Below are 9,929 nucleotides of genomic sequence, written 5' to 3' on the forward strand. Positions count from 1 at the left end.
CGTCCTCCGGTCGTGCCGCCGGTCGGCGAGGCCCGGCGCCTGCCGGGGGCCGGACCGCCCGGCTCCGCGCCCGCGCTGCTCGTCCATGCCGGCCACGCTAGACGCCACGGACGGCGAGCGGCGTCACCCGGGCGTGGTGATCACACGTACTCCCGGCGAAGTACGTCCGAGCGGACCCGGGGGGCGACGCTGTCAGGGCGACGGGTCCTGGAGAGGGTGTTCGCTGTCCGGCCGTTCCGGTTGCGGTGCGAGGTTGCGCTCGCCGGGTCAGTGGTCAGTTCGCGGCGGGGCGCCCTGCGCCGGCCGCGGCCCCGGAGCCGGGGGCGGTGCCGTTTCCGTTCGGGCCCTGCTGCCCGTAGACGAGGCCGACACCGTGCGCGAGCTGCCCGGCTGCGTGCCGGAAGAACCGCTCACGGTCCTCGACCACGCGGTTGAACTGCCCGAACAGCTCGAATCCCACCAGCCCGAACAACTGCGCCCAGGCGGCCACCATGGCCACGGCCACCGCGGGCGGCAGGTCGGGCGCCAGGTCGGCTGCCATCCGTTCGGCCTCGGGCCTCAGCTCGGCCGGCAGCGAGGGCTTGGCCAGGCCGAGGCCCCGGTGCGCCTCCCGGAGGATGCCGATGAGCACCAGTCCCACGCGCGAGGCGGCCGCGACCGTGGTCCGGGGCGCCTTATACCCGGGGACCGGGGTGCCGTAGATCAGCGCGTACTCGTGCGGATGCTCGAGCGCCCAGCGGCGCACCGCCTCGCACACCACGGTCCAGCGCTGTACCGGTCCGGCGTCGTCGGCCGCCGCGTGGGCGGCCTCGGCCGCCTCGCCGAGGGAGTCGTAGGCGTCGATGATGAGAGCGGTCAGCAGATCGTCGCGGCTGGGGAAGTAACGGTAGAGCGCGGACGAGGCCATACCGAGCTCACGGGCCACGGCCCGCAGGGACAACTTTGCGGCGCCGTCCGCCGCGAGCTGCGCGCGCGCCTTCTCCTTGATGGCCGCGGTGATCTCGATCCTGGCCCGGGCACGGGCGCCGTGTGGGGTGCTCATGCCGGACAGTGTGACACCGCAAGGAGAGCACTGCACGCAATGGAGAGCGCTGCACGCAACCCGGAGCGCCGCACACTAAAGAGAGCACTGCGCACAAGCGAGAGCACTGCTCTTGCTTTCCGTGGCGACCATCCCGCACAATGAAACCCGGCAACCGAGAGCACTGCTCACAAACAAGAACGGTGTTCTCGTTCCCCTCGTCGGTTCACTCCAACATTCCCCCCTCGCCGAAGCGCCGCATCCCCAGAGACCGCATCCCCAGAGACCGCATCCCACAGAGACAGCATCTCCCAGAGACCGCGTTCCCACTCAGCCACGGAGGCCCCCATGTCCACGCCCACACAGCACGTCCAGAAGCCCGGCCGGTTCACCGTCGGTTTCCTCAACCGCGGGGTCGCCTGGCTGATCCGTCGCGGGGTCGGCGTCTGGGGTTCCCGGATCCTGGCCGTCCGCGGTCGCAAGTCCGGCGAGTGGCGGACGACCCCGGTCAACCTGCTGACCGTGGACGGCGCGCACTACCTCGTCGCGCCGCGCGGTCACGTCCAGTGGACCCGCAACATGCGCGCGGCGGGCGGCGGCGAGCTGCGCCTGGGCAAGCGTGTCGACCCCTTCACCGCCACCGAGGTCGCCGACGACGACAAGCCCTCGCTGCTGCGCGCCTACCTCAAGCGTTGGAAGGCCGAGGTCGGTGTGTTCTTCAGGGGCGTGGGCCCGGACTCCTCCGACGAGGAGCTGCGCCGCATCGCCCCCGACCACCCGGTCTTCCGGATCACGTTCACCAGCTGACCCCGGCCGCCCCGAACCCGCCCTCCCTGCCCCCAGCCCTCCCTGCCCTCGCCGTCCCTGCCCTCGCTGTCCTGCCCCGCCGCCCCTGTCGCTGTCGCTGCCCCGCTGCCCCTGTCGCCGGGACGTCAGTCCGTCGGCCGGGTGTCGTCGCTCGCCGGACGGCGGTCGAAGGCCAGCAGGGCGCGGTGCGCCAGAGGATGGGTACGGACGAGCTCGCCGAGGGTCGTGGAGCCCTGCGTGATGTCCTTGAACGCCTTCCAGGCGGGGCGGAAACCGGTGAGGACCGCGTGGAAGACACCGGGACGCCGCTCGAACGCGGCCAGCATGCGCTTGCCGACGCTCATCTCCACGCCGAGCCCCGACTTGACGGCGAACGCGTAGTTCAGGGCCTGGCGCCGGGTGTCCACGGCGTCGTGGGCCTCCGCGATGCGTACCGCCCACTCCCCCGCGAGCCGGCCCGACCGCAGGGCGAAGGAGATGCCCTCGCGGGTCCACGGCTCCAGCATCCCGGCCGCGTCGCCGCACACCAGCACCCGGCCCCGGGACAGCGGCGAGTCGTCGGCCCGGCAGCGGGTCAAGTGCCCGGAGGAGATGCTGGGTTCGAACCCGGCCAGACCGAGGCGGCCGATGAAGTCCTCCAGGTACCGCTTCGTCGCGGCGCCTTCGCCGCGCCGGGAGATCACGCCGACGGTGAGGGTGTCGCCCTTGGGGAAGACCCAGCCGTAACTGCCGGGCATCGGGCCCCAGTCGATGAGCACCTTGCCCTTCCAGTCCTCGGCGACGGTGTCCGGGACCGGGATCTCCGCCTCGAGGCCGAGGTCGACCTGGTCCAGTTTGACGCCGACGTGGGCTCCTATCCGGCTGGCGCTGCCGTCCGCGCCGACGACGGCGCGGGCCAGCACGGTCTCTCCGCCCTGGAGGACGACGGCGACCGTGCGCCGGTCCGGGACGGCCGAGCCGTGCTGCTCGACGCGCTGCACGGTGGCCCCGGTGCGCAGTTCGGCGCCCGCCTTCTGCGCGTGCTCAACGAGCTGCTGGTCGAACTCCGGCCGGTTGATGAGCCCGAACAGCATCTGCCGGGAGCGCCGGGTGCGGCTGAACCGCCCGTTGTGGGAGAAGGTGACCGCGTGCACGCGGTCCCTCAGGGGCAGGTCGAAGCCGGGCGGGAGCGCGTCGCGCGTGGGGCCGATGATGCCGCCGCCGCAGGTCTTGTAGCGCGGCAGCTCCGCCTTCTCCAGCAACAGCACGCGTCGTCCCGCGACCGCCGCCGCGTAGGCGGCCGAAGCCCCCGCGGGTCCCGCGCCCACCACGACGACGTCCCACACCTGCCGCACGTCGTCCGCTGAAGAGTTCTCGCTGCTCACGATGGTCTACTGCTCCCGATCCAGCCGCCTGCCGCTCTTGACCCCCGCATCCTACGGCGACGATCACCACGGGCCGCTGTGGGAGGATCGGCGGCATGGGTGCCCCGTACACCGGAGGCTGCCCGTACCGCACGATCAACTCGTACGGGGGAGTACACACCCCTACAACGTCGCACCCACAAGGAGCGTGCCCATGTCGTCGAATCCGGTCGCCGCGACCGTCGCCTCGCTGATGCCGAGGGCGAAGGAGGAGCTCACCGAACTGGTGGCCTTCAAGTCGGTGGCGGACTTCGGCCAGTTCCCGCGCAGCGAGAGCGAGGGAGCCGCCCGCTGGATCACGGAGGCCCTGACCGCCGAGGGCTTCCAGGACGTGGCCCTGCTCGACACCCCGGACGGCACCCAGTCGGTCTACGGATACCTGCCCGGCCCCGAGGGCGCCAGGACCGTGCTGCTGTACGCCCATTACGACGTGCAGCCGCCGCTGGACGAGGCGGGCTGGGACACCCCGCCGTTCGAGCTGACCGAGCGGGACGGCCGCTGGTACGGGCGGGGCACCGCGGACTGCAAGGGCGGCCTCATCATGCACCTGCTGGCGCTGCGCGCCCTGAAGGCGAACGGCGGCGTGCCGGTGCACGTCAAGGTGATCGTCGAGGGCTCGGAGGAGCAGGGCACCGGCGGACTGGAGCGGTACGCCGAGGCGCACCCGGAGCTGCTGGAGGCGGACGCGATCGTCATCGGCGACTCCGGCAACTTCCGGCCGGGCCTGCCGACGGTCACCACCATCCTGCGCGGCATGACGCTCGTGCGGGTACGGATCGACACCCTCGAAGGCAACCTGCACTCGGGCCAGTTCGGCGGTGCGGCACCCGACGCGCTGGCGGCGCTGGTGCGCGTCCTGGACTCGCTGCGCGCCGAGGACGGCAGCACCACCGTCGACGGGCTGTCCGGGGACGCCTCGTGGGACGGACTGCAGTACGACGACGAGCAGTTCCGCAAGGACGCGGGGGTGCTGGACGGTGTGGAGCTGATCGGCTCGGGCACGGTCGCCGACCGGATCTGGGCCCGCCCGGCGGTCACGGTGCTCGGCATCGACTGCCCGCCGGTGGTCGGCGCCACCCCGTCCGTCCAGGCGAGCGCGCGGGCGCTGATCAGCCTGCGGGTGCCGCCGGGCACGGACGCGACCCGGGCCACGGAGCTGCTCCGGGCGCATCTGGAGGCCCACACGCCGTGGGGTGCGCGGGTGAGCACCGAGCAGGTCGGGCAGGGTCAGCCGTTCCGTGCCGACCCGAGCAGCCCGGCGTACCGGGCCATGGCCGACGCGATGGGGGTCGCCTACCCGGGCCAGGAGATGAGCCTGGCCGGTCAGGGCGGTTCGATCCCGTTGTGCAACACCCTGGCCTCGCTGTACCCGAAGGCGGAGATCCTGCTGATCGGCCTGAGCGAGCCGGAGGCCCGCATCCACGCGGTCAACGAGAGCGTCTCCCCCGACGAGCTGGAGCGGCTGTCGGTCACGGAAGCCTTGTTCCTGCGCAACTACGCCGCCGGCGCGAGCTGAGCCGTCCCCGTCGGCCGCCGGGTCCCCGCTGGTGGGCCCCCCGGTGGCCGACGGGGACGCCGGCGCCCGCCCGGCTCCGGTGGGATTCCGGCCCGTCACGACGCCCGGCCCCACACCCCACGTCCCACACCCCAAGTCCCCACGCCCCACGGCCCACGCCCCACGGCCCCCGCCGCGCGGCCCGTCACGGTCCTACCGGTACGCCCGCCTCCAGGTACATGGCCCGCCCGCGTTCCCGGGCCCGCAGGGCGCGGCGGAGGCGTTCGTAGCGGACCGGGGGGAGGAGTTCGGCGGCTTCCGCCTCGGAGGCGAAGCGCCAGGCGCGCAGTTCGGGGCCGGGCAGGAGCAGCCGGCCGGTGTCGGCGGCCTGGAGTCTGCCGCCGTCGAAGAGGAGCCTCAGGCCCCCGAAACCGGGCGGTGCGGGTGGCTCCCAGTCGACGACGAGCAGGCCGGGAACCTCCTCCAGGTTGATCCCGGTCTCCTCGGCGACCTCGCGCATGCCCGCGCGCGCGGGTGCCTCGCCCGGTTCGACGACCCCGCCGGGGAACTCCCAGCCCGCTTTGTAGGTGGGGTCGACGAGCAGTACGCGGTCCTGCTCGTCGAAGAGCAGCACGCCCGCGGCGACCGTCTCGGCGGTGGGTTCGGCGGTCTGCACGATGTCGCAGGCGGGCACCGATCCGGCGGCGACGGCCTCGGCGATGCGTGCGGCGGTGTCGTAGGGGCTCAGCGCGCCGTTGTCGACCGGGTAGGCGTCGGCGGTGAGCCAGGAGGCGAGGGCGCTGCGGTAGGGCTCGATGTGGTCGTAGGCCCACTGCCGGACGCGTATCTCGCCGTCCGGGAGCCCCTCGGGGACCTCCCGGCCCGCTATGCGCTCGCGCAGGATCGTTTCCGCCGGGGCGAGGAGCACATGCCGCACCGCAATGCGGCGGGCGGCGAGACCGCCGAAGATCTCGTCGCGGTACTCCTGGCGCAGCAGGGTCATGGGCACCACGAGGGTCCCGCCGAGCTCGGCGAGCATTGCCGCAGCCGTGTCGATCACCAGGCGTCGCCAGATCGGGAGGTCCTGGTAGTCGCCCACCTCCGCGAGGTGTTTCGGCGGGAGCAGGTGGCCCAGCGCCCCGCCGACGACCTCGGGGTCGAAGAGCGTGCTGTTCGGGATCAGTTCGATCAGTTCCCGTGCGGTGGTGGTCTTCCCCGCACCGAACGCACCGTTGATCCAGACGATCACGGTTCCCCCTCTTCTGTTGGCCCCCTGTGGCTTGCCCGCTCCACCCTGCCACGGAAACCAGATACGGCTCAGAACGCGAAACGACGGCGCCGGTGCCCTCGGGAGCGGGGGCACCGGCGCCGTGCGGTCCGGCCGGAGAACGCGTCAGTCCTTGTCCTGCACCACGTCACCGGCGGGGGCCAGGCTGTCCGAGGCGACCTCCGCCCGGTCGAGCGTGCTGAGGGTGTCGTCGACGCTCAGGCCGACGAGGTCCTCACCGAGCGCGTGGGACGGCGTGACGGCCGCGACGACGAAACCGGTGGCCAGGGAGGCGATGGCGAGCATGCTGCGCTTCTTCATGCCCCGTTCAACTGCGGAAACCGCTCCGGGGTCACGCACCGATGTGGAAGAGGCGGGAAACCTGCGACTCGGACCCGCGGCCCGCCGGTCAGACGTCCCCCGACGCCCCTGTCCGCCCGTCAGTCAGACACCTGTGACACCGCCCCGGCCCTCCCGTCAGACACCCGCCACACCCGCCCCGGCCCGCTCGTCAGACACCCGCCACAGCCGTGTCCGCCCGCCGGGCCAGGGCTGCCGCCGCGGCGCCCACGAGGCCGGCGTCGGTGCCCATGCGGGCCGGGACGACCGCGAGCCGCTGGACGAAGGACAGGGTGGCGTACTCGGTCAGCGCGCGGCGCAGCGGGGCGAGCAGGACCTCGCCGGCCTTGGCCACTCCCCCGCCGATCACCGCGATGTCGATCTCGACGAGGGTGGCCGTGGCCGCTATGCCGGCGGCCAGCGCCCGGGCGGCGCGCTCGAAGGACGCCACCGCCACCGGGTCACCGGCCCGGGCGGCGGCGGCCACCGCCGCCGCGGAGGTGTCGCCGTCGGGGCCCGGCCGCCAGCCGTTGTCCAGGGCTCGGCGGGCGATGTTGGGGCCGCTGGCGATCCGCTCCACGCAGCCGCGGGCGCCGCACGGGCACGGATCGCCGTCGAGGTCGACGCTGATGTGGCCGATGTGACCGGCGTTGCCCGTGGGGCCCGGGTGAACACGGCCGCCGATCACCAGGCCGCCGCCGACGCCGGTCGAGACGACCATGCACAGCGCGTTGTCGTGGCCGCGGGCGGCTCCCTGCCAGTGTTCGGCCGCGGCGATCGCCACGCCGTCCCCGATGAGCACCACGGGCAGGTCCCCGGCCGCGGCACGGACCCGGGCGACCAGGGGGTAGTCGCGCCAGCCGGGCACGTTCACCGGGCTGACGGTGCCGGCGGTGGCGTCCACCGGGCCCGCGCTGCCGATGCCCACGGCGCCGACGCCGCCCCACAGCGGGGAGGCGGTGAGTTCGCCGAGCACCTCCTCGACCGCGCGCATGACGGTCTCGCCGTCCTGCCGGGCGGGCGTGGGCCGCTGCGCGCGCAGCAGCAGGCCGCCCCCGCCGTCCACCAGTGCGCCGGCGATCTTGGTGCCGCCGATGTCGAGCGCAGCCACGAGGTCGGTGTGCATCAGTGTCGGATCTCCCCGTCAACCATGAGACGAATAACCGAGAAAGACCCATGTGGGACCAAGAGGTGACACATGGGGCGAACCACAACCCGGTCTCGCGGTGGGGTACGGGCCGGAGGGCACGGTGGACAGTCTCCCCCGAGCGTGACAACGTTGTCCAGGTTCTATGCTCGACGCCACATCCTCATACAACCCCATGGACTACGCACCCCCGTGGACGACAGGACAGGACACCGCACCGTGCCGGAGACCCATCACCGCACCCATCACCTCCCAGGGGCCCGCTACGGCAACCGTCCGACGATGAAGGACGTGGCGGCCCGTGCCGGGGTGGGTCTGAAGACGGTCTCGCGCGTGGTGAACGGCGAGCCGGGCGTCACCGCGGAGACCGAGCGCCGGGTGCAGGAGGCCATCGAGGCGCTGGGCTTCCGCCGCAACGACAGCGCGCGGGTGCTGCGCAAGGGCCGCACCGCCAGCATCGGACTGGTCCTGGAGGATCTCGCCGACCCCTTCTACGGCCCGCTGAGCCGCGCGGTGGAGGAGGTGGCCCGGGCGCACGGCGCGCTGCTGATCAACGGTTCGAGCGCGGAGGACTCGGAGCGTGAGCAGGAGCTGGTGCTGGCGCTGTGCGCCCGCCGGGTGGACGGCCTGGTGGTGATCCCGGCCGGGGACGACCACCGCTACCTGGAGCCGGAGATCAGGGCGGGCGTGGCCACGGTGTTCGTGGACCGTCCGGCCGGCCGGATCGACGCGGACGTGGTGGTGTCGGACAACTTCGGCGGGGCCCGCGACGGTGTCGCCCACCTGATCGCCCACGGGCACCGCAGGATCGGCTTCATCGGCGACATGCCGCGCATCCACACGGCGGCCGAGCGGCTGCGCGGTTACCGGGCCGCCATGGAGGACGCGGGCATACCGGTGGCCCCGGCGTGGATGTCGCTGGGCGTCACCGACCCTCAGCGGGTGCGCCGGGCGGCCGAGGAGATGCTGAGCGGGCCGGACCCGGTCACCGCCGTCTTCGCGGGCAACAACCGGGTGACGGTCACCGTCATCCGGGTGCTGGCGGAGCAGGCGCGCCGGGTGGCGCTGGTCGGCTTCGACGACATCGAGCTCGGGGACCTGCTCCGGCCGGGCGTCACCGTCGTCGCGCAGGACGCGGCGGCCCTCGGGCGGACCGCGGCGGAACGGCTGTTCCGGCGGCTGGACGGCACCCTCCCGCTGCCGGAGCGCATCGAACTGCCGACCCGGCTGATCACGCGCGGCTCGGGCGAGCTGGCGCCGGCGGACTGAGCCGCCGATGACGGCGGAGGACCGCACGCTGGAGGCGCTGGGGCTGGCCGGAGTGCCGCGCGAGGACCCGTTGCTGTATCCGGAGGTCTGGCCGGCCGACTCGGGCCTGCTCGACGGGGACCGGCTGCTGCCGCTCGACCGTCTGGTGCACCCGGACCGGGTGCCCGTACTGGCCGTCGGTTCGAACGCCTCCCCCGGCCAGCTGCGGCACAAGATGGCCGAGTCGGGCATCACCGCGACCGTCCCGATGGTGCGGGCCCGGGTCACGGGCGTCGACGTGGGCGTCTCGGCCCATGTGAGCCGCATGGGGTACGTGTCCGCCTCGCCGGTCGAAGCCCCGGGCGCGGCCCGGGAGTTGTTCGTGCTCTGGCTGGACGCCGAGCAGCTCGCGGCCGTCGACGCCAGCGAGGGCGTGCCCCGGCCGGACGGCAACTACGGCCGCGCCTGGCTGCCCTCCCCCGACGTGCGCGTCGACCTTGCCGACGGCACCTCGCTGCCCGGTGCGTACGCGTACGTCAACCGGCACGGCGTGCTGCACGACGGCACCGGCGTCCCGCGCACCCACCCCGGGCAGCGCGAGCTGCTCACCGAACTCCTGGTCGGCTCCCCGGCGTTGCGGGAACTGTTCGGCACCACCGCCGAGGAGTTCTCCGCCCGGGCCCGCGCGGACGTCCTGCTGTGCGCGCGGGGCACGCGGCTGTTCGCCGAGGAGAAGCGGGTGGTGGACTCGGGGCTGGAGCGGTACCTGGAGCTTCAGCAGACGGGAAGCCCGGGCACCGGACCGTCGTTGGCGCCGCCCCGGACGTAGACGACGCTCACCCAGACGTCCTTGTTGCCGCTGTCGTCGTCGGTCCGGGCCCACCACACGTTGGTCCACTTCTTGTACGTCTCGCGGCGGCCCAGGTTCTGCTGGCAGTAGAAGTAGTTGGTGCCCTGCCTGAGGACGCCCGCCCGGGTGCCGGAGTCGGTGTAGGAGGCGGTGGTGCGGCCGACGTGGCAGTTGTACCGGCCGCCGCCGATGGCGTGGCAGGCCGGTGACCGGGCGGCGGCCGGGTCGTCCTCGGCCGGCGTCGCGGGGCCGGTCGCCGGGGGCGTGGTGGGCGTGGTGCCGGTGCTGCTGTCCGGGCTGCTGTCCGGGGCGGGGGTGTCCCGGCCCCGGTCCGCCTCGTCGTCCTGCCCGT

General features: G+C 73.4%; 9 protein-coding genes and 1 pseudogene. 4 read left to right on the forward strand and 6 right to left on the reverse strand.

Annotated elements, in window-relative coordinates:
* Positions 1-274: 274 nt before the first annotated feature.
* Positions 275-1,042, reverse strand: coding sequence for a TetR/AcrR family transcriptional regulator (locus G3I53_RS06685; protein ID WP_164335185.1), 768 nt, complete (start codon positions 1,040-1,042; stop codon positions 275-277).
* A gap of 327 nt (positions 1,043-1,369) precedes the next feature.
* Here G3I53_RS06685 and G3I53_RS06690 point away from each other — a divergent pair, with 327 nt between their 5' ends.
* Positions 1,370-1,828, forward strand: coding sequence for a nitroreductase family deazaflavin-dependent oxidoreductase (locus tag G3I53_RS06690; RefSeq protein ID WP_164335187.1), 459 nt, complete (start codon positions 1,370-1,372; stop codon positions 1,826-1,828).
* 125 nt (positions 1,829-1,953) lie between these two features.
* Here G3I53_RS06690 and G3I53_RS06695 read toward each other — a convergent pair whose 3' ends face one another.
* The gene (locus tag G3I53_RS06695) at positions 1,954-3,192 is read right to left on the reverse strand and encodes a geranylgeranyl reductase family protein (protein ID WP_164335189.1); all 1,239 of its coding nucleotides are present in this window, start codon (positions 3,190-3,192) and stop codon (positions 1,954-1,956) included.
* A gap of 193 nt (positions 3,193-3,385) precedes the next feature.
* On the opposite strand from G3I53_RS06695, the gene G3I53_RS06700 reads away from it, so the two are divergent.
* Positions 3,386-4,747, forward strand: coding sequence for a dipeptidase (locus G3I53_RS06700; RefSeq protein WP_164335191.1), 1,362 nt, complete (start codon positions 3,386-3,388; stop codon positions 4,745-4,747).
* Between the two features lie 184 nt (positions 4,748-4,931).
* Here the strand turns inward: G3I53_RS06700 and G3I53_RS06705 are convergent, their stop codons facing one another.
* The 3 genes from G3I53_RS06705 to G3I53_RS06715 form a co-directional block, all read right to left on the reverse strand.
* A complete protein-coding gene (locus tag G3I53_RS06705; protein WP_164335193.1) occupies positions 4,932-5,975 on the reverse strand; it encodes an NUDIX hydrolase in 1,044 nt (347 codons plus the stop codon).
* A gap of 144 nt (positions 5,976-6,119) precedes the next feature.
* Complete coding sequence (locus G3I53_RS06710) at positions 6,120-6,314, reverse strand: hypothetical protein (protein ID WP_164335195.1); 195 nt, start codon at positions 6,312-6,314, stop codon at positions 6,120-6,122.
* A 190-nt stretch (positions 6,315-6,504) separates the two neighbouring features.
* Positions 6,505-7,458, reverse strand: a complete 954-nt coding sequence (locus tag G3I53_RS06715) for an ROK family protein (protein WP_164438117.1) — start codon at positions 7,456-7,458, stop codon at positions 6,505-6,507.
* A 240-nt stretch (positions 7,459-7,698) separates the two neighbouring features.
* Here G3I53_RS06715 and G3I53_RS06720 point away from each other — a divergent pair, with 240 nt between their 5' ends.
* Positions 7,699-8,748, forward strand: coding sequence for a LacI family DNA-binding transcriptional regulator (locus G3I53_RS06720; protein ID WP_164337725.1), 1,050 nt, complete (start codon positions 7,699-7,701; stop codon positions 8,746-8,748).
* A 7-nt stretch (positions 8,749-8,755) separates the two neighbouring features.
* Positions 8,756-9,556 (forward strand): hypothetical protein, encoded by an 801-nt coding sequence (locus G3I53_RS06725; protein ID WP_164337724.1) that lies wholly within the window; start codon positions 8,756-8,758, stop codon positions 9,554-9,556.
* Here the strand turns inward: G3I53_RS06725 and G3I53_RS06730 are convergent.
* Positions 9,502-9,929 (reverse strand): annotated as a pseudogene (locus G3I53_RS06730) (serine/threonine protein kinase); the annotation flags it as partial. The gene G3I53_RS06725 and the pseudogene G3I53_RS06730 overlap by 55 nt on opposite strands.

It is taken from the genome of Streptomyces sp. SID14436 (assembly GCF_010548465.1).
Taxonomy (GTDB): Bacteria; Actinomycetota; Actinomycetes; order Streptomycetales; family Streptomycetaceae; genus Streptomyces.

Excerpts from the sequence above, each read along its gene's own strand:
- G3I53_RS06685 (WP_164335185.1), bottom strand. The coding sequence starts at position 1,042 with ATGAGCACCCCACACGGCGCCCGTGCCCGGGCCAGGATCGAGATCACC.
- G3I53_RS06690 (WP_164335187.1), top strand. The coding sequence starts at position 1,370 with ATGTCCACGCCCACACAGCACGTCCAGAAGCCCGGCCGGTTCACCGTC.
- G3I53_RS06700 (WP_164335191.1), top strand. The coding sequence starts at position 3,386 with ATGTCGTCGAATCCGGTCGCCGCGACCGTCGCCTCGCTGATGCCGAGG.
- G3I53_RS06710 (WP_164335195.1), bottom strand. The coding sequence starts at position 6,314 with ATGAAGAAGCGCAGCATGCTCGCCATCGCCTCCCTGGCCACCGGTTTC.
- G3I53_RS06715 (WP_164438117.1), bottom strand. The coding sequence starts at position 7,458 with ATGCACACCGACCTCGTGGCTGCGCTCGACATCGGCGGCACCAAGATC.
- G3I53_RS06725 (WP_164337724.1), top strand. The coding sequence starts at position 8,756 with ATGACGGCGGAGGACCGCACGCTGGAGGCGCTGGGGCTGGCCGGAGTG.